A 25209-nucleotide genomic window follows, 5' to 3' on the forward strand; every position below is an offset into this window, starting at 1 on the left:
ATAAGGTGATGACATGGGCCATGCAGAAAGTAAATTTCAACCCGCTACAATCGCGGTATTAACCGTATCTGATACGCGCACGCAAGAGAACGATACCTCTGGTGGTTATTTAGCTGAGCAATTGCAAGCCGCGGGGCATCTATTGGCGGATAAGCAAATTGTGATCGATGATAAATATAAAATTCGCGCCATCGTGTCACAGTGGATTGCTGACGAGGCGATTCAAGCCATCTTGATTACTGGTGGTACTGGCTTTACCGCTCGTGATAGTACTCCTGAAGCGCTGAAGCCGCTTTTTGATAAAGAGGTCGAGGGCTTTGGTGAGCTGTTTAGAATGGTGTCGTATGAAGAGATTGGTACTTCAACGATTCAGTCACGAGCCTTAGCGGGATTTGCCAATCACACGGTGATATTTGCTATGCCGGGCTCGACGGGGGCTTGCCGTACTGGATGGACGAAAATCATCCAGCAGCAATTAGATGCGAGTCATCGTCCATGTAACTTTATGCCTCATCTCGCTGGGTAACAGAAAAACATGACTGAATTTAGCCATATTAATGCCAACGGTGAAGCGAATATGGTCGATGTATCGGCCAAACTCGATAGCGTGCGTGAAGCGCGTGCAGAAGCTTATATTCGTATGGCACCAGAAACTCTTCAATTAATTATTTCTGGGCAGCACCACAAAGGTGATGTGTTTGCTACCGCACGGATTGCTGGAATTCAAGCCGCTAAAAAAACGTGGGATTTAATTCCTCTTTGCCACCCTTTGCTGCTTTCTAAAGTTGAAGTTCATTTACAAGCTATCGAAGCAGAAAGCTGTGTACGGATTGAATCTGTGTGTAAGCTAGCAGGGAAAACCGGTGTTGAGATGGAAGCGCTAACCGCAGCTTCTGTCGCCGCTTTGACTATTTATGATATGTGTAAAGCGGTACAAAAAGACATGGTCATTGAACAGGTTCGTTTATTAGAAAAAACCGGAGGTAAGTCCGGTCATTTTAAGGCTACGCGATGATTAACGTTGTTTTTTTTGCACAGACTCGTGAGTTGGTGGGCTGTGATCGGATTGAGATGCCAGCCAATTTTGCAACCGTTGAAGCTCTTAGACAGCATCTTGTGCTGCAAGGCGATAAGTGGTCACTAGCGTTAGATGCGGATAAGTTACTGGTTGCTGTTAATCACACCATTGTGGCAATGACTCATCCTTTGCAGTCGGGCGATGAAGTGGCCTTTTTTCCACCAGTCACTGGCGGGTGAAACAGATGGATAGCAGAGTCTCTGTACAAACGGCTGATTTTTCATTGGCCGATGAGTATGCGGCGTTAGCGCAAGACCGTAGTGCAGGAGCGGTTGTCACATTTGTCGGTAAAGTTCGTGATCTCAACCTTGGTGATGACGTGATCGGTTTACATCTTGAACATTACCCAGGAATGACTGAAAAAGCGCTCAGCCATCTGTGTGATCAAGCCCAACAACGCTGGCCCTTACAACACGTTCGTATCATTCATCGTGTTGGTGATTTGGATGTTGGTGCGCAAATTGTGTTTGTCGGCGTCGCGAGTGCTCACCGAGGCGCGAGTTTTGCTGCTTGTGAATTCATTATGGATAGCTTAAAAACTCAAGCCCCGTTTTGGAAAAAAGAACGCACCACAGGCGCTGAACGATGGATAGAATCGCGCGAATCCGATCACCAGGCGGCTAAACGTTGGTAAAGTAAGAACCTCAAGTTAGCCGTGCTTAGCTGACTTGGGGGCATCCTATCCCGATTGACGATTTGTGGCTTAGAATTTTAGCGGCATAATCCACTTTGTTACAAAAAAATCGCTTTCCTATCTAGTAAAATCAAGAAATTAGTCAACACTTATCTTAGACACCCTAATTGACTCGGATTGTCATTAGGCACTTGTACATTCAATGATTGTGGGATGACCATTACTAAGCGCAGAGAAGTATTGATGACATGGTATGGTCAATGATGCCAAGGAGATAGCAATGGATTCACTGAAAGTAAGAGATTACATGACCGTCAAAGCGGTGACCTTTAGCCCTGAAATGTCACTCAGTGCAGCTTTAGAACGCGTAAGTGGTTCTGAACATCTTGGTGGACCAGTGATTGATGATCAAAAGAGAGTGATTGGTTTTCTTTCTGAACAAGATTTGCTCGATAAATTAGTCAAAGCCAGTTATTTCTGTCATGACTCTCATACCGTCAGTGACTGCATGCATCAAGAAGTGCTGTCAGTTTCGCCTGAGACGTCAATCATTGAACTGGCGGATATGATGAAAGTTGGTAAGCCGAAAGTCTATCCGGTGATAGAGCAAGGAAAGTTAGTGGGTATCATTACCCGCCGCAATGTGCTGTTAGCGATTGGTAAAAACCTAGCGAATAGTTTTAAACATCCGGTTTGATCAGCGTGAGTGCTACTTTTCAGTCTCACGATAGAATGCTAGTGCGGATATGGATATATCCCCATTCTACTTGAAGCTAGCAGTGGTGTTGGCGGTGTTCGTTCACCCCAATCACACCGTTTGTCTATGCTCACGGAGATCTACTCACTTGCCGTCTACCGGCAACTCCAAATCGTTTCGGTATAGGACAAACATTCAGGCACTTCGTCGTGCAATGTATGTTTATGAATGAGTAACAAACCGCTTGACCTTGGAGTTAGCTCCAAGGTGTAAGCTTAACACATCATCAAATTAGGAGATGGATTGATGTCTGTTAAGCATTCAGGGTGCGATGTCACTCACGGTTCTCACGCTACTCATAATCAGGCGTCTTGTTGTTCAGCGGCGTCAACGCCCCATCAAGTGCAACCCGAGGTGGCTTGCTGTTCTCAACCGGCTAAAGACATGGGTACTTTAGCTGACAGTGCTTGTGACTCGCTCGCTCAGTACCAACGTAGTTGGCAAGTCGTGGGGATGGATTGCCCATCGTGCGCGCGGAAAATAGAAACGGCGTTACAGAAAATTCCAGATATTGTCACCGCCAAGGTGCTGTTTGCGACAGAAAAATTGGTGGTACAGTTTAATCAGCCAGCAACGGTTGCGGCGGTTGAACAAGCCGTCAGTCGTGCTGGTTTTCAGATTCAGCACTCGACCTCTAAAGTTGCATCTTCTCACTCATCCCCCCGAACATGGTTAACACAAGCGGACAATCGACGCCTGGTTTTGATCAGTTCAGCGATGCTAGTGGCAGCCCTGATGACTCAATGGTCGAGCGAGTTAGCGCAGTGGATGTTTACACTAACCTGTTTGTTAGGCTTGGTTCCGATTGCGCGTAAAGCTTGGCAATTGGCAAAGTCAGGTACGCCGTTTGCGATTGAAACCTTAATGACTGTTGCGGCGTTAGGCGCTTTATATCTTGGTGAAACGGCTGAAGCAGCGATGGTGTTATTGCTGTTTTTAGTTGGCGAGCGTTTAGAAGGCATTGCTGCTGCACGGGCACGTTCTGGCGTTCAAGCGCTGATGGCGCTGGTGCCTGATCAAGCGACGAAAATAGAACACGGCCAGCGAGTGTTAGTTGATGTGCAAGATCTGCAACCCGGTGATCGGGTTGAGGTTGCTCCTGGCGGACGTTTACCTGCTGATGGACAGCTGTTAGACCCTGTGGCAAGTATTGATGAAAGTGCATTAACCGGAGAACCGATTCCGGTTGAAAAGCAAATCGGAGATACGCTCGCGGCGGGCTCTGTAGTGGTTGACCGTTTGATCCAAGTGCAGATCACTTCATTACCGGGACAAAATGCCATTGACCGTATTTTACATCTGATTGAGCAAGCTGAATCTCGTAAAGCGCCTTTGGAGCGGTTCTTGGACCGATTTAGCCGTTGGTATACCCCGCTGATGATGCTGATTGCTTTATTGGTTGTGATCATCCCGCCATTGGTGTTTTCTCAGCCATGGGAAACGTGGACCTATCGTGGACTGGCGTTATTATTAATTGCTTGTCCTTGCGCGTTAGTGATTTCAACCCCAGCGGCGATTACCTCTGGTTTAGCCGCGGCAGCAAGACGCGGTGCTTTAATCAAAGGGGGAGCGGCACTTGAGCAGCTTGGCCGAGTGACCATGATGGCGTTTGATAAAACCGGAACGCTAACGCAAGGAAAGCCACAGGTCACGGACATGATAAGCTTAACGGATCTGCCGTCATCTCAATGGTTAGCTGCAGTGGCTGCCATTGAGCAAGGGTCTAGTCATCCTTTAGCCACTTCGTTAGTGGATAACGTGCAAGCTCAAGGTTATGCTATTCCCCAAGCCTCTGAGCAACAAGCGTTACCGGGCCGCGGTATTACAGGTTTAGTTGCTGGTCAACGCTATTCACTGTTATCGCCAACTCAGCTCGATGTCAGGGTTAATGCCTCCATTACTGAGTCCATTGAGCAACTCGAAGCTCAAGGGAAAACGGTCGCCGTTGCTTTGCAAAATAAGCAACCGATAGGCATTATCGCTTGGCAAGATACATTACGTGATGAAGCGCAAGCCGCGATTGCACAACTGAAAAAAATCGGCATTAACAGCATCATGTTGACCGGTGATAACCCACGCAGTGCTGCAGCCATCGCCGATAAGCTCGGTATGGATTTTCAAGCCAGTTTATTGCCTGAGGATAAAGTGCAAGCAGTCGAACAATTATCGCAAATTCAACCGGTTGCAATGGTAGGTGATGGCATTAATGATGCCCCTGCGATGAAGCAGGCCAGTATCGGTATTGCGATGGGCAGCGGTACCGATGTCGCGTTAGAGACGGCGGACGCAGCATTAACCCATAATCGACTCATTGAATTGGCAGGAATGATCGAATTATCTCGCGCTACGCTGAATAATATTCGACAAAATGTGACATTAGCTTTGGGTTTAAAGGCCATTTTGTTGGTGACCAGTTTACTCGGTATCACAGGCTTATGGATGGCAGTATTAGCTGATAGTGGTGCGACGGCGTTGGTCACTCTAAATGCTTTGCGCTTACTGCGTTTTAAGCCATTAGCCGCGGATTCACGTTGTTAGTAGCAATGGAAGTCATTTGAGTTGAATCACGAGCGAATAGTGTTGAGTTGCATTTGGATTGCTCGTTTTTGTGATGCAAACCGTTTTTCTTTGAAATGCTGTATTTTATTGCTGACGTAGTTGTGATGCTTGTCACTAAATGTTGTTGGGGACTGGGATAGAGTCACTAGGTACCCGAAATTAATGATGAGCTGAACAAGCCGCAATCAAGGAGTAACTTATGTCTCAAGCTGTCTTTCACCTAGGAGTGACCCAAGCCGATTTAAATGGTGCCACCTTGGCGATTATCCCTGGTGATCCTGCCCGTGTGCAAAAAATCGCTGAATTAATGGAAAACCCGGTTTTTCTAGCTAGTCACCGTGAGTACACGCTTTATCGCGCTGAGTTAGATGGTCAATCTGTTGTGGTTTGTTCAACGGGTATTGGTGGTCCATCAACGTCGATTGCGGTAGAAGAGCTCGCTCAATTAGGTGTGCGCTCTTTCTTACGTGTTGGTACCACTGGTGCAATTCAACCACACGTCAACGTCGGCGACATGATTGTTACCACTGGCTCAGTACGTCTTGATGGCGCTAGCTTACACTTTGCACCGATGGAATTCCCTGCGGTACCGGATTTTGCAGTAGCAACCGCGATGAAAGCAGCCGCAGAAGAGAGCGGCGCTACCGTTCACATGGGGGTAACGGCATCAAGCGATACGTTCTACCCAGGCCAAGAGCGTTATGACACATTCACAGGTCGTGTTGTTAGCCGTTTCCAAGGTTCAATGAAAGAGTGGCAAGAGATGGGCGTGCTGAACTTTGAGATGGAATCTGCGACGCTATTAACCATGTGTGCTAGCTCTGGTTTAAAAGCAGGCTGTGTAGCGGGTGTGATTATTAACCGTACTCAAAAAGAGATCCCAGATCACGCCACCTTAAAAGAGACCGAAGCTCGTTCAATTAAAGTGGTGGTTGAAGCAGCGCGTAAGATGCTTAAATAATCGCTATCATGGATTGAGTTAGTATTAAAAAGCGCCACAATCGTGGCGCTTTTGCTATGTGAGTTTTAGAACTCGGGCAGTGATTTAAGCCAGTGCGAGTTGAGGTAACGGTAAGTATAGGCTTTCAGTCACTTCTGAGAGCATTTGGTCATACACTTGAGCGATCGTTAGCGATAATTCAGAAGTCAGTTGATAAAACTGCTTCGCATCGAGCTCTAAATGCGGATTGTCATGGAGCTCACTGAGTTGGTGCATGGCTGCGGAGCAAGTCGGTGAGGCAATTGATAAAGGGCTTATTAGTGCCAGCTGACTCAGTTTTCGTCGCATGAGCTCACTGTAATGACTGAGACGAAGCCGCCCCTCTTGACTACCCATCTCTTCAATACATAAACGTAACTGGGTCAGTGAATCCATACTATCGATGACTTGTTGCCAATTCATATGATATTCATCACTCAGGTCGTCTCGATGTGATTCAGCTAACCAAGCGAGAACAATTTCGTCAATTAAAAATAGACAATGACGAATCGCTTTACCGTGAGCGACTTGGTTCCTTGCTACGCTATAATCCGGCCATTCATGGCGAATGGCGGTTAACTTAGCTTGGAAAATACGATACAGCGGTTTGTTATCAAAGTGAGCATGGGCAATCAAATGAGATAAAGTCTGATCGATAGCCGATTGAAGATGATTAATTTCTTGCTGACGATCTTGGCCAAACATCAACTTGTGATGGGTTGCTTGACGATGTTGACGACAAAGATAAAGTAACTCGCGTAAATCCACTAAGAGTTGATATTTACGTTGTAGGTTGGATTCTTTCTGTTTAGCAAAGAAAAATAATCCGCCAAGAATCGTGATAGAGATAAGCATGGAAATAAAGACAAACATAATCCACTCCTTGTGTATGTGGTTTGCTCAGAACAGAGATTCCTTTCTCAATGTAGGTTGCTGTACGCGTTAACCGAATGGCCATCACTATTGATGAGCAGATATCACGACGTCACCTAGGTTGAGTTTTCCCCTAAGTTGGATATTGCATGCTTAATGCCAGGTTTTTATTCTTTATAAATCAATGGGTTAATTTTTTCTGGTGTGGTTTATGCACTAAAAAGGTGCAGTTTGCGCTAAAAGTGTGAACGAAAGCAAAAAAAAGCCCTCTCATCGGAGAGGGCTAATCATCGGTGACTTGATTCAAGCCGATAGGTTACATGACGCGCATGCCAGCTTGTGCACCTTCATGAGGCTCAAGAATCCACAACTGGTCACCGCCAGGGCCTGCAGCGAGGATCATGCCTTCTGACATACCAAATTTCATCTTGCGTGGTTTAAGGTTAGCTACCATCACGGTGTATTTACCGACCAGCTCTTCAGGCGAGTAAGCGGCTTTTATTCCAGAGAAGACTTGGCGTGTCTCTCCACCAATATCCAACTGGAATTTTAGTAACTTATCGGCCTTTGGCACCGCTTCACAAGAGAGGATTTTGGCAATCCGTAAATCAACTTTAGCAAAATCGTCAAATTCGATTTCTGCGGCGATGGGATCTTTGCTTAACTCAGTTTCTTGATGAATAGGCTGAGCATTTTCTATCGCGGCTTTTTCCAGTGCTGCTTCTTGTTTTGAGGTTTCAATCATCGCTTCAACATGCTGAGGGTCAATACGATTAAACAGTGCTTTAAATGGGGTCAACTCATGACGAGTCAGTGGTGTATGAATACCATCCCAAGTCAGTTCTTGATTAAGGAAAGCTTCCGTCCGCTTAGCTAACGCTGGCATTACAGGCTTGAGGTAAGTCATCAATACGCGGAATAGGTTAATGCCCACGGTACAAATATCTTGCAGCGCTTGCTCTTGGCCTTCTTGTTTGGCGACAACCCAAGGCGCTTTTTCATCCACATATTGGTTGGCTTTATCTGCTAGTGCGGTGATCTCACGAATTGCGCGACTAAATTCACGAGTTTCATAAAGTTCAGCAATACGTTCAGCCGCCGCGGCAAACTCAGCGTACAGTTCAGGCTCGGCAAAAGTTGCTGATAACTGATTATCAAAACGCTTACTGATAAAGCCAGCATTGCGTGAAGCTAGGTTAACAATCTTGTTGACCACATCAGCGTTTACGCGCTGGGTGAAGTCGTCAAGATTTAAATCTAAATCGTCGATTCGACTATTCAGTTTTGCCGCGTAGTAGTAACGTAAGCACTCAGGATCTAAATGTTTTAAGTAAGTACTCGCTTTGACAAACGTCCCTTTTGACTTCGACATTTTCGCGCCATTAACCGTAACATAACCATGCACAAAAACATTGGTTGGTTTACGGAACCCACTGCCTTCAAGCATTGCTGGCCAAAATAGGCTGTGGAAGTAAACAATGTCTTTACCAATAAAGTGGTACAGCTCGGTTTGGCTGTCTTTGCGCCAATATTCATCAAAGTCTAAATCATTGCGCTTGCTGCACATATTTTTAAAAGAGCCCATGTAACCAATGGGCGCATCGAGCCACACATAAAAGAATTTATTGCTTTCACCTGGGATTTCAAAACCAAAGTAAGGGGCATCACGGGAAATATCCCATTGCTGCAAGCCACCTTCAAACCACTCTTGCATTTTATTGGCGGTTTCGGTTTGCAGCGAGCCAGAACGAGTCCACTCTTTGAGCATGCTTTCAAACTGTGGCAAGTCAAAAAAGAAGTGCTCAGAATCTTTCATCACAGGGGTTGCACCTGAGACCGCAGATTTAGGATTGATCAGTTCCGTCGGGCTGTAAGTTTCGCCGCAAGCGTCGCAGTTGTCGCCGTATTGATCTTCTGACTTACATTTTGGGCAGGTGCCTTTGACGAAGCGATCCGGTAAGAACATCTGTTTTTCAGGATCGAATAACTGAGAAATGGTCCGACTAGAAATAAAGCCATTTTTTTTCAGCTCAAGATAAATATGCGAAGCTAACTCGCGGTTTTCTTCGCTGTGGGTGCTGTGATAGTTATCAAAACTAATATCAAACCCAGCGAAATCTTGCTGATGCTCTTCACTAACCGCGGCAATCATTTCTTCAGGCGTAATACCCATCTGCTGCGCTTTAAGCATGATAGGTGTGCCATGAGCGTCGTCAGCACAGATGAAATTTACAATATTGCCGCGTAGGCGTTGGTAGCGCACCCAAATATCCGCTTGGATATGCTCAAGCATATGACCTAAGTGGATGGAACCGTTAGCGTACGGAAGGGCACAAGTTACCAGCAGTTTCCTTGGAGAAACGTTTCTTGGTTCAGTTGCCATACTTAATTATTCGCTATGTTTGATAGGTATTGAAAATAGCCTTCAATACTACCTGATGAAGCTACTCACGCCAAGGCGTCAGTCGTGATAAGGCCTTAACTTTTTTGGGGTTCAGTGCGGGCAGATTGAGTGGTAGCATGAACAAAAAAGGAGGGCTTATGCTCACATTTACGTCCAAACACGATTTTTGTTCTTGGCTTAATCAGTTTTCTCACCCCAATTTAATTAGTGATTGGGCGCATTCTCCGGGTATGGTTCAAGTAACGGCATCTGGGCAATTTGCAATTCATATCCCATTTGCTGCTCACGCTCTGCGCCAAGAGTTGCAAACTTGGATAACTAATCAGCAGCAAACGAAAGCCGTCGCCGCTTTTGATTATTCAGTCAGTGTTACACCTAAGGCCTTGATCACCAAAGTTCCGCATGGTGTTAAAGGCGTGAAAAATATTATTGCCGTCACGTCGGCGAAAGGCGGGGTGGGTAAATCAACCACAGCCGCTAACTTGGCGCTCGCGATAGCGGGCAGTGGTGCCAAAGTTGGTTTATTGGATGCGGACATTTATGGTCCCTCGGTGCCGATGATGTTTGGCACTCAAGATGCCAAGCCAAGTGTGCGTGATAATAAATGGATGCAGCCAGTGAAAGCGCACGGTATTTATACCCATTCGATAGGTTATTTAGTGGATAAAGCGGATGCAGCGATTTGGCGTGGTCCGATGGCATCAAAAGCATTAGCCCAACTTGTTAATGAAACTGAATGGCCTGAGTTAGACTATTTAGTGGTGGATATGCCTCCGGGTACCGGCGATATTCAATTAACGTTATCTCAGCAAATTCCAGTGACAGGCGCCGTCATTGTCACCACACCACAAGATCTCGCCTTGGCTGATGCACGAAAAGGGGCGGCAATGTTTGCTAAAGTTGACGTGCCCGTGGTGGGATTAATTGAAAATATGAGTTATCACATTTGCCGTCATTGTGGTGAAAAAGAAGCGATTTTTGGTGTTGGTGGTGCGCAAACGTTAGCCACTGAATATGGTTTATCATTGCTGGCGCAAATTCCGTTGCATGTCACACTCAGGGAAGATATTGACGCTGGCAAACCGACAGTGATTGCTCGTCCTGACAGTGAACATAGCCAACAATATTATGCGCTCGCCGAGCGGATTTGTGCCAGCTTGTATTGGCAAGGCAAAGCGAAACCGCAGACCATTGATCTGACGTTCGTGAGTGAATAGCAAAATGGAGTTTAGCGACTGACCGCGTTGAGTTTATTCGGCGTTCAGTCGCCAGTTCGGCCAACACGTTAAGCAACCAATGTCACTGCCTTTATTTTTGTTCAGAGAAGTAATCGTTTGCTTTGGGTTAATTTTATTCACTGTCAGAAAATACGGATATTTACCGTTGAGTGAACTGGTATCTAACCGACGAACTCCCTATAATCAGGCGGTTTATCTTATCTCCTCACATACACGTATCGGGTACACTGAACCATGTCTGATAATAATCAATGCGTCATCGTCGGTATTGCTGGCGCTTCTGCTTCTGGGAAAAGCCTTATTGCCAGTACTATTTATAATGAACTGCGCGCGAAAGTAGGCGACCATCAAATCGGTGTGATCACGGAAGATTGCTATTACAAAGACCAAAGCCACCTGAGCATGGACGAACGTGTCAAAACCAATTATGACCATCCTAATGCCCTGGATCACGATTTACTCTGCGATCATCTGCAAGCTTTAGTTCGCGGCGAAGCGGTTGAAGTTCCTGAATACAGTTACAGTGAGCATACGCGCACCGCTAATACCAGTACCATGACACCGAAAAAAGTGATCATTTTGGAGGGGATTTTACTTCTGACCGATCCTCGTCTGCGTGATTTAATGCATGCGACTATTTTTATGGACACACCGCTCGATATCTGTTTGTTACGTCGAGTCAAGCGTGATGTCGAAGAGCGTGGACGTACTATGGAATCGGTATTAAAACAGTACCAAAAAACCGTTCGCCCGATGTTTATGCAGTTTATCGAACCCTCTAAACAGTACGCCGATATTATTGTTCCACGTGGTGGTAAAAACCGCATTGCGATTGATGTCTTGAAAGCTCATATCGCAAAATTGCTCAAATCGTAAAATTTACCGATCGTTGACTTTATCTTTTCCGATTAAAGTGGCACCTTAGAGGCCACTTTTTTATTTTCGTCAAGCAAGGAAAAAGCAGATGAAAAAACTGTCCCTATTCATTGCGGCGTTGCTGGTGATGGTTATCGCGGCAGTGGTCGCGTTAGTGGTTTTCGTCAATCCGAATCAATTTAAACCTCTGATCATTGAACAAACCAAACAACAAACGGGCCTTGAGCTAGTCATTGAAGGCGATATCAGCTGGCAGTTCTTTCCGGCGATTGGTTTCGAACTTGGTAAAACCGAGTTAAGAAATCCTGACGGATTTACTCAAAATAACCTATTTAAAGTCGATCGTGTTGGGATTGATATCGCGGTCATGCCACTTTTTCGTCATCAACTGCATATTGGTAATGTTCGCCTTGAAGGAGCCGAATTTTATCTAGAAACGTTGTTGGATGGCCGTTCTAACTTAGAGAGCTTGACTCAAGCACAAAACCAAAAATCATCCGCACAGGTGGAGGAGGCGTTGACTGAGTCTCCATCTAGCCAGCCAGAAACAACCGCCGATCAACCTTGGACTCTGAGCCTCGCTGGCGTGACTGTTAGTCAGGCACGATTAGAGATACTTGATCAGCAAACGGGCACACACAGTACCTTATATGACGTTGATCTTACGGTGTCAGAATTTGCTGCCGATCGTTGGACCAGCGTGGATTTTTCGGCCAAAGGAAGTACGAACCAACAACAGTTTAGTGTACACGGGAAGGCGGAGATAAAACTGTCTGCAGACTTTAAACAGTATGCTCTACGCAATATTACGCTTAATAGTACGCTTGAAGATCCATCGGTACAGATAGATGCTTTACAACTTAAGCTCGCGACCTTTGAATTTGATCAAGACAATGCGCTGACTTTTGCTGTGAAAGGTAACGCAGCCGACATGGCATTTGACGTTAGCGGCCAAGCACAGTTGCAGGTTGATGCGGCGATCAGTACTGTTTCGTTGGATAAGTTACTTCTGAATTCGACATTACAAGGTGCCGCTTTACCACAATCACCGATGCAGGTAGAAATGGCGTCTCGCATCGTGTTTGATGTGACCAACAGTACGCTGGATGTAGTGTTAGATAGGTTAATGGCCAACGCAATAGCGTTATCTGGAAAAGCGAACATTCATTTGGCGGATATACCTAAAATCCGTTTTCAATTGCATAGCCCTGCGATTGATCTCGATGAATTTTTAGGGCTCGATCAAGCGACGCCAGACTCTGCTGCCCAGCCTGCGGTGAATGCACCCACTTCGCCACCAGTAGAGGTTGAACCAGATTTATCAGCTTTACAAAACTTAGATGTGGCCGGAGAGATAGCCATTGATCGGTTTAAAGCGGGCAATGCCAAGCTTGAGCGTGTACATACTCGTTTTGCTGTTAACCGAGGTGTGATCGATCTTAATACGCTAACGGCAGAGCTTTATCAGGGTAAGATCCAAGCCAGCGCCAAGGTTGATGCACGAAAAACACCCGCAACCTATCAGGTTAAAAAAACCATCACTGGTGTGCAAGTTCAGCCATTATTGATTGATGTGGCGGACAATGACTTACTACAGGGAACGGGTAACATTACAGTAGATGTGCAAGGTCGTAGCTTAACCCCAAGCGGTATTCAGAAAAACTTGCTGGGAACGGTCACGATTAACTTCGCTGATGGTGCTGTCAATGGCATTAACGTTGCTCAATTAATTCGCACCAATCATGCTCGCTTGAGAGGGCAAACGTTAGATGAATCTGAGGCAGTGAAGCAAACTGACTTTAGTGCGCTGACGGCGACGCTGCAACTGAATAAGGGTGAAGTGTCGACCAATAATTTAGCGATGCAATCGCCGTTATTACGAATTCGCGGTGAAGGTAAAGCCAATTACTTAAACGAAACGGTTGATTTTGTGGTTCGCACATCGATTGTTGGAACGCTGAAAGGGCAAGGCGGTAAAGATATCGACGAGTTGCGAGACGTGACTATCCCGATTCATATTTCTGGCCAATGGACTGAACCAAGATACCGATTGGTGTTTGATGATCTGCTGAAGCAAAGAGCGCAAAAGGAGATTGACCGCGGTATTGAGAAGCTCGGTGATAAAGTGAAAGGTGAAGAAGCGAAACAAGCGGTGGAGGCCTTGAGAGGGCTATTGCGACGTTAAGCGTGGTAACCTTGAGTTAAAGGCTCATCGATGTCTAAAAAGCTGGATAACTCCAGCTTTTTTATTGGGTGATCCACGACTACCAATCGACGCCTTTTAGGGCTTTGACGCCGGAATCAAAGGCATGCTTGATATTTTTGACTTCAGAGACGGTATCTGCGATCTCAATCAGTGTTCGATGAGCGCCACGTCCCGTGATGATCACGGATTGCATCGGGGGACGTTGTTGTAACGCTTCAACCACTTCATCAAGATCAAGATAGCCATAGCTCACCATATAAGTCAGCTCGTCAAATAGTAAGACATCTAAGGAGTCATCGCTGAGCATGCGTCGACACTCTTGCCATACTTGTTGAGCGGCTTCGGTATCGGTTTGTTTATTTTGCGTATCCCATGTAAAGCCTGTCGCCATGACTTGGAACTCGACACCGAGTTTTTCAAGTAAATTACGTTCCCCGTTTTCCCATGTGCCTTTGATAAATTGTGCAACAGCACACTGTTTACCGTGGCCGACGGCGCGTGCAATGGTGCCAAAGCCTGATGTACTTTTGCCTTTACCATTGCCAGTGATCACCAGCAATAGGCCTTTTTCTTGCTGAGCATTGGCAATCCGAGCATCAACCTGTTCTTTTACTTTTTGTTGGCGTTGTTGATGACGCTGTTGCTTGATGTTTTCACTAGACATTATGTTGAGCTCTTTTTAGAAAAATAATGAACCACATCATAGCGTAAGTCTTTCATCGCTTTCTACCGAAAGCATTCATCCTGTTCGTTACCGTGATAGTGGCTAATACAAAGCATTTTGAAATCGTTGGATGTTTTTGTAATTAACAAATTCATCGTTTTCATAAATAGTTGAGGAATTACAGAGTTTAAGAAGATTTTTTAAAATCAGTGGCAGAACGGGCTGAGGAGCACTATGGTAAAAAAGTAACAACAATAACGATTCAATGAACTCCTTTGCTTGCCAATCAAAGACTGAGGCTTTTGCCTCAGTCTTTCTCTTTGTGCTTAAACAGCATCGCTATACTAACGGTTTAATATTACTTAAGTTTAGAAAGCATAGCTGGCTTGCACACCGACTAACCATACGTGTCCGGTCACTTCTCCAGCAAACGCGCCGCCAATCGCTGCGGCTTGGTCGTCGGATCCATCGCGAGGCTCATACAGCGAAGCTTTTTTAGCAAAAATATAGGTAAAGCCAGCATCAAGGGTCAGTTGTTTCGTGGCTCGATAGCCCGCACCAATACTTAACCAAGTACGATCGGTTTCTGGAATGGTCGCTGTACGATATTTTGTACTTACTGCGGATAAGTCATAGGCAATGCCTGCACGTAGGGTCAAATCTTGATCCCAAGCGTAGCTGGTCCCTAACGCAAAACGGTAGTTATCTTTCCAGTTTTCTAATTTAATCAAGTCATTAGGAGTGCCATCATGAAAGTTAGCCACCAATTGATCAAAGCTACTCCAATCCGTCCAATTAATACTACTGTGCAATGCCCATTGTTCGGTTAATTGGTGAAAGCTAGCTAGCTCTGCCGTCGCTGGTAAAGTCACAGCGAGTTGCCCCGGTTTGTGTTTTCCGTATGGGATCCCTTCAGCATGACCATCAAAGTCCATCACGACTTGTGATTTATAGGTAAAAGCCACTCGATGATTTGGGTTGATTTGCCAAGCGGTACCAGCCTGCCAGCCCCAACTGGTATCGTCCCCTTCCATATATTTTAAAATAGTTCCTTGAGGTGCCTTTATTGGGTTTGTTCCATCCATTCCAACGATATTTTTTTCCGGCACACTGGCCCCAAAATGACCTTCACCGATCACATAGCGTACACCAGCCCCGACACTGACTGCGTCGGTCAGTTGATAGCCGAGGTTAACGTTCGCTTCGGCGGTGATGATTTTCGCCTGATCGCCAAAATGGCTAGCAGCAAAGTTAGGTAGCTCGGTTTCCATGCCATAATTGGTGCCGATAGCTAAACCTAAAAAGGTCCGGTCATTCAATTGATGAGAGAAATAAGCATTTGGGACGATAGCGTCATGGGCGAAATCTTTTGCCGTCGCGCTGGTTTGGCCCAAATTGGTATGAGTCACTGTGCCATTAACATCAATATTGGGGTTAACGTAAATCGCACCAGCAGAAAATTGCGTGCCAGGCAGGTAGGTTAACATCGCAGGGTTACGCCATTGTGAGCCAGCATTGTCAGCCATGGCTGCTTCACCCGCGTACGCTCGACCAAGGCCCGTCGCTGAGTATTCTGCTAGTTGAAATCCCGCAGCTTGAGCGTAGGTTGGTAGTCCCATTAAGCCGAACGCAACGGCTATCGATAACGTTTTTTGATTATTGTTCATGGTTATGTTCGCTGAAATGGTTAGTCAATAGTGGCGAAAAGTGTAAAGAGAGCGAGTCGCCTTAACAAATAAAAACAATAAATTATCAATATTTAGAGTTTTATATCGACTTTCTATTATTAACTTGCCTATTAATCTGGTTTGTGTTCTGGTGGGGTGAAAGTTCAGCGAACAGATGTAGGATGTAACTGCCCTTTTTAAGCACAGCTGTAAGCTTAAAAGAGCGCCTGTGAGGTGAATAAATAAAAAAAGGGCTGATGATTCAGCCCATTAAGATACGTGTTTAAATTAAACCAAACTTAGAAGCTACGGCTATATTGTAAGCCGACTAAGATTGCATCTGCTTTGGTAGTCGCAGAAATTGTCGAAATAGTTTGGCCCGTTGTCGGATTGTTAATTGTTTCATCAACCTTTACATCTTTACCCATTAAGTAAGTAAAGCCAAAGTCAAAATTAGACTTGTCATCAATTTGATAGGTGAAGCCCGCTGATAACCATTGACGATCGGAATCCGGTACTGAAATTGAGGTGATTTTATCTTGCGCGCTGGTATCGTACATATAGCCGGCACGCAGTGTCCAATCGCGGTTTAGGAAGTAAGTACCGCCAATAGAGTAGTGCCAACCGTCTTTCCATTGATAATCTTTTTCATCGATATTTTGGTTCTTAAATTCCAAAGTATCAAAAGCACTCCAACCAATGTATTGCACACTATAGTGGACAGCAAAGGGGGTATTGTCTATGCGGTGGTAACCAGAAAACTCGGCCATATCTGGTAACGGTAACTTGATTTCTTTATCGCCATCTTTAGCTGTTATGGTTGGGCTATAACGATAAGAAAGACCAAAGCGGTTATTCTCATCCAATTCATAAACGGTACCGATATTAAAACCAACCCCGAAGCCATCTGCTTTATCTATGTCAACGATACTACGGCCATTTAGAGCATTTAACATACCTGTAGTTTGATCCACCACAGGGCCAGTGTAGATATCGTTACGAAATGAGCGCTTTAATGTTCCTTGACCGTAAATCAGATCAAGCCCTGCGCCAATACTCCATTGTGAGTCAATGCGATAGGAGCCGGAAACGCCAAAGTTGACGCTAAGAATTTCTGTTTCCCCTCCGAACTCACCACCAGCGTAGTTAGAGCCAAAATCGGTACGAGTGCCAAAGTTAGAATAGGCGTTTACCCCCCAAGCGAATTGCTCGTTGACTGGGACGATCAAATGAATATTAGGCGCAATGGAAGTACCACCAGCATCATCGTAATTAGCATCTCTGGATTGTGCAAATGGTGTACCTGGGAGCGATTGATAGGTTCCATTTTTAACACGTATATCAGTTATAATGGCTTCAAAACCGAGTGATAGCTCCATTTTGTCAAAGAGAGCCATCGCGGCAGGGTTACGTGACATTACGGCGGCGTTATCGGCAATTACGGCATCACCGGCAAACGCACGGCCAAGGCCTGTTGCTGATTGAGCGTTAAGCTGAAAGCCGGCGGCCATAGCTTGTTGAGTAGCGAGAGAGATGGTCACAGCAAGCAGTGACTTTTTAAACAGACGCGTCTTGTTCATGGTGCTTTTTCCTTGTTATATCGCCTCTAATGGGCGTTGTGTTGAGCAAAAGCTCAGTGGCTGGCTGATACTAGTCGCAAGTATAGGAGATAGAAATCCGACCATTGTCTAAGGCGCGATTAAATCTTTAAAATTGCTAGCAATTTGGCATTAAATTGTAAATAAAAAGTTAAAAGTAGAGTTTTGGCTCTATTAAAATGGCGCTTATTTGGCTGTTACTGCCTTGTGTTACACAAGGTGATAACTCGAAAAAAATTGATCTAGAACAATTTTTCGCCGGTATTGGTGGGCTAAACCAGCATAAACTTGATCTAATGCAAACTACGCTTTGTTTAAGTCGCTATATTACCTCTTGTCATCTCGTTAGCTCTAGTAGCTAACATGTTGAGCAAGATGACACTTCCTTTTGAAGGCTGACTTTACTTTCTCCTAATCAGGAAACTGATTATTTCAATTGGCTTAGGTTAATTGCTTTGTATAACATTCCAACCACACAGCTTTGTGTGGTTTTTTTTTGCTTGCTTTCGCTGCCGCAATCACGTTTATTTAAACAGTTGTTTGATTGATGTAACAATTTGATTACAATGCTTCTCAGGTCAGACCTCTTATTCTAAGGAGAAATAATGGGCAAGCAGGAAGTCAGAACACGCTCAGGAGAGCGTGTTGCTATTGTTGCAGGTATTCGTACCCCTTTTGCACGTCAAAGTACGGAGTTTGCGCAAGTACCCGCGATAGATTTAGGCAAGATGGTGGTTAATGAACTGCTCACTCGAACCGACATTGATCCACAACTCATCGAACAGTTGGTTTTTGGCCAAGTGGTTCAGATGCCAGAAGCACCCAATATTGCTCGGGAAATTGTGCTAGGCACGGGGATGAATATTCATACTGACGCTTACAGTGTGACGCGTGCTTGTGCAACCAGTTTTCAATCTGCGGTTAACGTCGCTGAAAGTATCATGGCTGGTATTATCGATATTGGCATCGCTGGTGGCGCGGATTCCTCTTCCGTTTTACCGATTGGCGTTTCTAAAAAACTGGCAGCGAGCTTATTAGCGCTCAGTAAAACGAAAACACTGAGTCAAAAATTCAACGTATTAAAGTCATTATCAGTTAAAGATTTAATGCCAGTTCCGCCTGCCGTTGCCGAATATTCGACAGGGTTATCGATGGGACAGACCGCTGAGCAAATGGCGAAGTCGCATGGTATCTCACGCGCGGATCAAGATGCTTTAGCGCATCGTTCTCACACCTTGGCTGCCCAAGCATGGAATGAAGGCAAGATAGCCGGTGAGGTGATGACCGCTTTCCCTGAGCCGTATAAGAAGTGGCTCGATAAAGACAATAATGTGCGTTTTGATTCTACTTTAGAGGGTTACGCTAAGCTTCGCCCCGCTTTTGATCGCCAATATGGCAGTGTGACCGCGGCTAACAGTACGCCGCTCACTGATGGTGCGGCGGCCATTCTGTTAATGCGTGAAGGGCGAGCCAAAGAGCTGGGCTTGGATATTCTTGGCTACATTCGCTCTTATGCATTTTCGGCGATTGGCGTTGAAAAAGATATGTTGATGGGGCCTTCCTTCGCGACGCCATTAGCGCTAGAGCGAGCTGGGATCGAACTGAAAGATTTAACATTAATCGATATGCACGAAGCGTTTGCGGCGCAGACCTTAGCCAATGTGAAAATGTTCGCTAGCGATAGTTTTGCTCAGCAATACTTGGGCCGCAGTAAAGCGATTGGTGAAATTGATATGGATAAATTCAATGTGCTTGGTGGTTCGATTGCTTATGGTCACCCTTTTGCGGCGACGGGAGCGCGAATGATCACGCAAACCTTGCGTGAATTACAACGTCGTGGTGGTGGGCTAGCATTGAATACTGCTTGTGCCGCTGGTGGCTTAGGTGCGGCAATGATTTTGGAGGTTGAATAATGAGCGAGGCAAAAGCATTTCACTTAACGATTGATGAGCAGCACATTGCTTGGCTCGCGATTGATGTTCCCGGTGAAAAAATGAACACTCTTCAGGCCGCATTTGCCGATGAGATGTTGGCGGTATTTAAGCAGCTTAATGAACAGAAAAAACAGCTTAAAGGCTTAGTCATCCATTCGTTAAAGCCAGATAACTTTATTGCCGGTGCGGATGTTCGAATGCTGGATGCCTGCACTTCTGCTCAAGAAGCACAGGCCTTAGCCACGCGCGGACAGCAGATGTTCCAACAGCTAGAAGACTTACCATTCCCTGTTGTAGCTGCGATTCATGGCCCTTGCTTAGGCGGAGGATTAGAGCTGGCACTGGCGTGTGATTATCGTGTGTGTACGGATGATGATAAAACACGTTTAGGTTTACCTGAGGTGATGTTGGGTTTACTGCCCGGATCGGGGGGAACGCAGCGTTTACCTCGTTTAATAGGTCTACTTCCTTCGTTAGATTTAATTTTGACCGGTAAACAACTGCGCGCTAAAAAGGCTTATAAACTAGGCGTCGTTGATGCTTGCGTGCCTCAGAGTGTCTTATTAGGAGTGGCGTTACGTTTTGTCGGTGACAATAGTAAGAAACGTCGCCAAGCTAAACCATCTTTAAAAGAAAAACTGCTTGCTAATACGGGCCTTGGCCGCAAAATTATTTTTGACCAAGCGAGCAAGAAAACCGAACAGAAAACGCGCGGCAATTATCCTGCGGCTAAGGCCATTTTAGAAGTCATTGAGCATGGACTGGATAAAGGGTTGAAAGCAGGTTTGGAGCAAGAAGCGAAACGCTTTGGTGAGTTGGTGATGACCAATGAATCTAAAGCATTACGTTCGATATTTTTTGCTACCACGGAAATGAAAAAAGAGCACGGTAGTGATGCTGAGCCTAAGTCAGTCAAACACGTTAGCGTGTTAGGTGGCGGCTTAATGGGGGCGGGGATCAGCCATGTTAGCGTGGCTAAAGCAAAACTGCCGGTCAGAATTAAAGATGTTTCTAACGACGGCATTCTTAATGCTTTGAGCTATAACTACGGTCTATTTGAGAAGCAGCGTAAACGCAAAATCATCAGTAAAGCGCAACTGCAAAATAGCATGATGCAATTGGCTGGTGGTACGGATTTTAGAGGTTTTCAGCAAACGGACGTGGTGATCGAAGCGGTCTTTGAAGATTTGGCGCTTAAACAGCAGATGGTGGCCGATGTCGAGCAACACGCTCAGCCTAGTACTATTTTTGCAACCAATACTTCTTCTTTACCGATTGGGCAGATTGCCGAAAAAGCCACTCGGCCAGAAAATATCGTTGGCCTACATTATTTTAGTCCGGTTGAAAAGATGCCATTAGTCGAAGTGATCCCACATAGCACGACGTCACCTGAAACGATAGCGACCGTGGTGGCGTTAGCGAAAAAACAGGGCAAAACCCCGATCGTAGTCAAAGATCGCGCTGGTTTTTATGTTAACCGTATTCTAGCTCCTTATATGAATGAAGCGGCTAATGTACTGATGGCTGGCGAAACGATAGAAAAAATCGATAAAGCGTTACTGAACTTTGGTTTCCCCGTTGGGCCAATTACGTTATTGGATGAAGTAGGGATCGATGTTGGCTCAAAAATTATGCCTATTTTGGTCAATGAGCTTGGGCCGCGTTTTAAGGGACCGGACGTATTTGAGGTTTTATTAAACGATAATCGTAAAGGACGAAAAACAGGCAAAGGCTTCTACAGTTACAAAAAAGGCAGTAAGAAAAAAGAGGTCGATAAGTCAGTTTACAAATTGTTGAATCTAACTCCAGAATCAAAGTGGGATGAGCAAGAGATTGCCATGCGTTGTGTGTTACCGATGCTCAATGAAGCGGCTCGTTGTTTGGATAAGGGGATTATCCACTCGCCACGTGACGGCGATATCGGGGCGATTTTTGGGATTGGTTTCCCTCCTTTCCTTGGTGGCCCTTTCCGCTATATGGATCAAATTGGTTTGGATAAACTGATTGAGCAAATGAAGCAACACGCTCAAAAATACGGTGACCATTTCGCACCGTGCGATGCGTTAATTACTCGAGCGAGTGTAGGGAAGCTTTTCTACTCATAAGCGATGCTCGATTAACAACTGAAAAAAGAGGAGAGTGGTCAATCGCCACTCTCCTCTTTATTTCTAACCATCGATCAGTGGATGTGATAAGCAATAACAAAATCAATAAATAGACGGACTTTTTCTGGTAAATGATCTTTATGATTGTACAGCATATAAATGTCTCGCGGGTTAGCACTCCAGTCGGGTAAGACGCGCACCAAACTACCATCTGCAAGAAATTCTTTTAACATCACATCAGGCATTAAAGTAATACCTAATCCATCCGAACAAGCGCTGCGCACCACGTTGAGGGTACTGGCTTGAAACCTTCCCACATCGTTATTGATGCACGTTTCCCCTTTATCATTACACAGTTGCCATTTGAGTAATGGATCGCCTTTCAATAGGGAATATTGGCTGAGTTGTTCAGCGTGAGTGGGTGTGGGATGTTTGGCTAGATAGAGAGGGCTGGCGACTAAAATGTCTTTAACTTCACTGATCTTTCTGGCGATCAAACTGGAATCACGTTGTGGCCCGACTCGGAAAATAACGTCCCATTCGGTAGGATCGAGTTGAACGGCATGATTACTGGTCGTTAATTCAAGATTAATATCCGGATACTGATGCATAAAGGCGTTAAACATCGGCATCATCATCCGCTTGGTTAAATTTTCTGGTGCGGAAAGTCGAATTGTGCCTGATGCTCCACGACATTCATCAGTGATCGCTTCCGCCATGCTGGCTAAACGTTGTAGTAACGGTGAACAATCTCTGAAAAAACGTTCCCCAGCTTCAGTTAAAGTCAGCTTTCGAGCGTGCCGATTGAGCAATCTTAAATTTAAGGAATCCTCCAAAGCTTGAATGCGTCGGGTAATTGTCGCAACCGGGATCATGGTTTTACGCGAGGTCGCGGTATAGCTGCCGTGTTCAACAACCAGTCGAAAAAGGTTTAAGTCATCTAATTTCATTGTTCCTGACACATTATTTTACCGTTTTAGTTAATTTATACGGATATCAGCAAGTAAGGCTTGAGTCATATCAACTTGTAGAACGATTTGTCGACTCGCTCTATTTTTTTGTTCATCTAATGATAGATTGATTAGCGTTATGGTAACTAATTTTGTAAATTATCGTATTTATGCATGGTATCTGGCTGGTTATTTTTACCAGTAAAATCTCGTAAATCATACATATAGTATGTGATGCAGATAAAAAGTGGAATATTTGTATAAATGTCGTTTCAAGACTATTTTTAATGAGCAAGTACACGATGTTATTCGTAGGGTTTGGTAGAAGATGAATCAGGTAACGTCGGTGAGTCATGGCTAATCAATCAGGTAGCTTAAATGGGTGCTAGGTAGCCTGAGCATTGATGGAGATTGATGAGCTAATCATACGAATCGTGAGCACATAGTGGAGTAGGTGCTATGTATAAAGATTACATTAAAGCTAGGAATCTATCGGACGGTAATGCTGGCCAAGAGAAAATGATCATGCTGGTTGATGATGACCCTATTTTCAGGCGAGTGACCAGTGGTTATCTGGCCGCGAAAGGGTATAAAGTCGTTGAAGCTAAAGATGGTTTAGATGGATTGAAAAAGCTACGTTCAAACGAGCCAGATTTATTACTGTGCGACCTTTCTATGCCTGTATTAAACGGTATTGAGTTTGTTGAAGAGGTAAGTTTGGAGTATCCATCGTTGCCAATGATTGTCGTGTCAGCCACGGGAGAAATGTCGGATGTGGCCAAAGTGCTTCGCTATGGCATCAAAGATTTTTTACCCAAACCGATTGGTAATCATGAAAATCTTAGTTGCGCGATTGAAAATACATTAGAAGATGCGATGCATCATCTCAATGATCAACGTGACTTTTCGAGCCAGTGGTTTCGAGTCGACGGTGGCGGCGAGCTTCCTGAAGAGCAAGAGTTGCATTGGCATCTTGAGCATTTACGAGAAAACCCCAATACGGCCAGAGAGTTACTACAAGCACTGTTGCCCGATAATGACACTTCACAAGGTGCTTGGAAGTGCAGCTACCGACTGTTACAGTCGACAGAAGCCATGCCATTAGTGTTTGATTATGCTTGGTTAATCAATGGGCAGTTTGCTTTTTACATCGTTGATTCGTCGAGTGATCAGCAATTAGGGGTCGCGAGTACATTATTGATCCGCGCTTTATTTAATGACTATTTGCGTAACTTGCGTAGTTTCAGCGCTGATTTAAAAGATCTGGCCGAAATCTTTGAACGAGGTATCGAGTGCTCTGAAGGTGGCGTGCCTGTTTGTGCCTTATTTGGTATTGCTGATTTGACCGATAAGACTTTGTCCATTTTACCTGCGGGATTAGCATGCCATTGGTCTAATGGTTATCTCTCTCAGTCAATTGCTCCCGGTGTAAAATTAGGGGATAATTGCTTAAAGAACTTCATTACCAAAGACTTACCTATCCAAAGTGCTTGTCAAGTATCGATCAGTTGTCTTGGTTCCAGTAGTTTTACATTAGATATTTATCAAGGTAATAAGAGTTAACAGCCTTTACCGATGGTATATTCACTCAATGTTCAGCGAGGCCCATCATCAATATTCGTCATGTTTTACTCAATGTTGTTGGTGGCCTTAGCGTAGCACTTGGCCTTCTGGGTGTGGTGTTACCCCTGTTGCCAACCACACCATTTTTATTGCTCGCTAGCGCTTGTTTTGTGCGTAGTAGCCCTAGGTTTCACTCATGGTTACATCGGCATGCTACACTAGGGCCAATGTTACTTAATTGGCAACAGAATCGCGCCATCTCGAAACGAGTAAAATGGCGAGGTGCTTTGTGCATGATGGCGAGCTTTGCTTTGTCTATTGCTATCGTTCCTCTAATGTGGTTAAAAATAATGCTTTTGGGATTATTAGTGATACTGCTCAGTTGGTTTCTTCGCTTACCTACGTATGAGTTGGTTGCTAACCAACAAGAAAATCACTAGCATTACTGGGAAGTGTGCCCGCTCTTCGAGTGGGCTTTTGCTTTTTAATCGACGTGCAGTTTGATGTGCACGTATAAATTCTCATTCTAGATCATGGTGATACTTATCATGGTCAATCAATCGAAGTTAATGTAGCTATGACAACCGAAACTCTTACTCTTATCAAATCTAGCATTAAAACCATTGCTGACTATCCAAAGCCAGGGATTCTCTTTCGCGATGTCACCAGTTTGTTGGAAGACGCTGTCGCTTATCAAGCCACCATTCGTTTGTTGGTTGAAAAATATCAAGCCATGGGGTTTAACAAAGTGGTGGGTACGGAAGCGCGTGGATTTTTGTTTGGAGCGCCATTGGCTTTAGAGCTTGGGGTAGGGTTTGTTCCTGTTCGTAAACCTGGAAAGCTGCCGCGTAAAACGCTCGCCCAATCGTACGATTTAGAATATGGCACGGATACGTTAGAAATTCACGTCGATGCCATCAAACCAGGCGATAAAGTGTTAGTTGTCGACGATTTACTGGCTACTGGTGGCACGATTGAGGCGACAACACAGCTTATTCGTCAATTAGGCGGTGTTGTTCAACACGCTGCATTTGTGATTAACCTGCCGGAAATCGGTGGTGATAAACGTCTTGAAGCTTTAGGGTTAGAGGTATACAGCATTTGTGAGTTTGACGGTCACTAAA

Annotated in this window: 21 protein-coding genes; 15 read left to right on the forward strand and 6 right to left on the reverse strand. The window is 45.0% G+C overall.

The features are described from left to right. Positions 1-13 precede the first annotated feature (13 nt). The 7 genes from moaB (at position 14) to udp (ending at position 5989) form a co-directional block, all read left to right on the forward strand. Positions 14-526 carry a molybdenum cofactor biosynthesis protein B gene (moaB, locus tag FKN88_RS10690; RefSeq protein ID WP_154170588.1) on the forward strand — a complete coding sequence of 171 codons (513 nt, stop codon included), beginning with the start codon at positions 14-16 and terminating at the stop codon, positions 524-526. Positions 527-535: 9 nt separating this feature from the next. Beyond that, the gene (gene moaC, locus FKN88_RS10695) at positions 536-1015 is read left to right on the forward strand and encodes a cyclic pyranopterin monophosphate synthase MoaC (RefSeq protein WP_072669801.1); all 480 of its coding nucleotides are present in this window, start codon (positions 536-538) and stop codon (positions 1013-1015) included. Beyond that, entirely contained in the window at positions 1012-1257 is a 246-nt protein-coding gene (gene moaD, locus FKN88_RS10700; RefSeq protein ID WP_154170590.1) for a molybdopterin synthase sulfur carrier subunit, read from the forward strand. Before moaC ends, moaD begins: the two co-directional genes overlap by 4 nt. 5 nt (positions 1258-1262) lie before the next feature. Further along, positions 1263-1712, forward strand: coding sequence for a molybdopterin synthase catalytic subunit MoaE (gene moaE, locus FKN88_RS10705; RefSeq protein WP_154170592.1), 450 nt, complete (start codon positions 1263-1265; stop codon positions 1710-1712). 280 nt (positions 1713-1992) lie between these two features. Then, positions 1993-2409, forward strand: coding sequence for a CBS domain-containing protein (locus FKN88_RS10710; RefSeq protein WP_154170594.1), 417 nt, complete (start codon positions 1993-1995; stop codon positions 2407-2409). Positions 2410-2715: 306 nt separating this feature from the next. Continuing rightward, entirely contained in the window at positions 2716-5007 is a 2292-nt protein-coding gene (locus tag FKN88_RS10715; RefSeq protein ID WP_306687495.1) for a zinc/cadmium/mercury/lead-transporting ATPase, read from the forward strand. A 220-nt stretch (positions 5008-5227) separates the two neighbouring features. Beyond that, positions 5228-5989, forward strand: a complete 762-nt coding sequence (gene udp, locus FKN88_RS10720; RefSeq protein WP_154170596.1) for a uridine phosphorylase — start codon at positions 5228-5230, stop codon at positions 5987-5989. Positions 5990-6073: 84 nt separating this feature from the next. On the opposite strand, the gene FKN88_RS10725 is transcribed toward udp, so the two are convergent. After that, positions 6074-6880 (reverse strand): hypothetical protein, encoded by an 807-nt coding sequence (locus FKN88_RS10725; protein ID WP_154170598.1) that lies wholly within the window; start codon positions 6878-6880, stop codon positions 6074-6076. Positions 6881-7196: 316 nt separating this feature from the next. Further along, the gene (metG, locus tag FKN88_RS10730; RefSeq protein ID WP_154170600.1) at positions 7197-9263 is read right to left on the reverse strand and encodes a methionine--tRNA ligase; all 2067 of its coding nucleotides are present in this window, start codon (positions 9261-9263) and stop codon (positions 7197-7199) included. Between the two features lie 158 nt (positions 9264-9421). Here metG and apbC point away from each other — a divergent pair, with 158 nt between their 5' ends. The 3 genes from apbC to FKN88_RS10745 all read left to right on the forward strand — a co-directional run bounded on the left by apbC (position 9422) and on the right by FKN88_RS10745 (position 13583). Further along, on the forward strand, positions 9422-10501 hold the full coding sequence (gene apbC / locus FKN88_RS10735) for an iron-sulfur cluster carrier protein ApbC (RefSeq protein WP_158144853.1): 1080 nt from the start codon (positions 9422-9424) through the stop codon (positions 10499-10501). A 255-nt stretch (positions 10502-10756) separates the two neighbouring features. Beyond that, a complete protein-coding gene (gene udk, locus FKN88_RS10740; RefSeq protein ID WP_072669795.1) occupies positions 10757-11398 on the forward strand; it encodes a uridine kinase in 642 nt (213 codons plus the stop codon). Positions 11399-11486: 88 nt separating this feature from the next. After that, complete coding sequence (locus FKN88_RS10745; RefSeq protein WP_154170602.1) at positions 11487-13583, forward strand: AsmA family protein; 2097 nt, start codon at positions 11487-11489, stop codon at positions 13581-13583. 79 nt (positions 13584-13662) lie between these two features. Here the strand turns inward: FKN88_RS10745 and cobO are convergent, their stop codons facing one another. From cobO to FKN88_RS10760, 3 genes are all read right to left on the reverse strand, one after another. After that, the gene (gene cobO / locus FKN88_RS10750) at positions 13663-14268 is read right to left on the reverse strand and encodes a cob(I)yrinic acid a,c-diamide adenosyltransferase (RefSeq protein ID WP_154170605.1); all 606 of its coding nucleotides are present in this window, start codon (positions 14266-14268) and stop codon (positions 13663-13665) included. Between the two features lie 368 nt (positions 14269-14636). Further along, positions 14637-15935 carry an outer membrane protein transport protein gene (locus tag FKN88_RS10755; protein WP_154170607.1) on the reverse strand — a complete coding sequence of 433 codons (1299 nt, stop codon included), beginning with the start codon at positions 15933-15935 and terminating at the stop codon, positions 14637-14639. Positions 15936-16234: 299 nt separating this feature from the next. Beyond that, positions 16235-17515, reverse strand: a complete 1281-nt coding sequence (locus FKN88_RS10760) for an outer membrane protein transport protein (RefSeq protein WP_170904347.1) — start codon at positions 17513-17515, stop codon at positions 16235-16237. Between the two features lie 623 nt (positions 17516-18138). On the opposite strand from FKN88_RS10760, the gene fadI reads away from it, so the two are divergent. Both fadI and fadJ read left to right on the forward strand, forming a co-directional pair. Continuing rightward, a complete protein-coding gene (gene fadI, locus FKN88_RS10765) occupies positions 18139-19446 on the forward strand; it encodes an acetyl-CoA C-acyltransferase FadI (protein ID WP_154170609.1) in 1308 nt (435 codons plus the stop codon). Continuing rightward, entirely contained in the window at positions 19446-21572 is a 2127-nt protein-coding gene (gene fadJ / locus FKN88_RS10770) for a fatty acid oxidation complex subunit alpha FadJ (protein ID WP_306687494.1), read from the forward strand. The genes fadI and fadJ overlap by 1 nt, the downstream gene beginning before the upstream one ends. A gap of 74 nt (positions 21573-21646) precedes the next feature. Here fadJ and FKN88_RS10775 read toward each other — a convergent pair whose 3' ends face one another. Next, positions 21647-22522, reverse strand: a complete 876-nt coding sequence (locus FKN88_RS10775; protein ID WP_004394894.1) for a LysR family transcriptional regulator — start codon at positions 22520-22522, stop codon at positions 21647-21649. A 459-nt stretch (positions 22523-22981) separates the two neighbouring features. On the opposite strand from FKN88_RS10775, the gene FKN88_RS10780 reads away from it, so the two are divergent. The 3 genes from FKN88_RS10780 (at position 22982) to apt (ending at position 25208) form a co-directional block, all read left to right on the forward strand. Beyond that, entirely contained in the window at positions 22982-24085 is a 1104-nt protein-coding gene (locus FKN88_RS10780) for a response regulator (protein WP_154170611.1), read from the forward strand. A 44-nt stretch (positions 24086-24129) separates the two neighbouring features. Further along, complete coding sequence (locus FKN88_RS10785; protein ID WP_154170613.1) at positions 24130-24525, forward strand: YbaN family protein; 396 nt, start codon at positions 24130-24132, stop codon at positions 24523-24525. Between the two features lie 137 nt (positions 24526-24662). Beyond that, positions 24663-25208, forward strand: a complete 546-nt coding sequence (gene apt / locus FKN88_RS10790; protein ID WP_004394897.1) for an adenine phosphoribosyltransferase — start codon at positions 24663-24665, stop codon at positions 25206-25208. The last annotated feature ends 1 nt before the right edge of the window (position 25209 follow it).

The organism is Vibrio sp. 2017_1457_13, assembly GCF_030851525.1.
GTDB lineage: Bacteria > Pseudomonadota > Gammaproteobacteria > Enterobacterales > Vibrionaceae > Vibrio > Vibrio metschnikovii.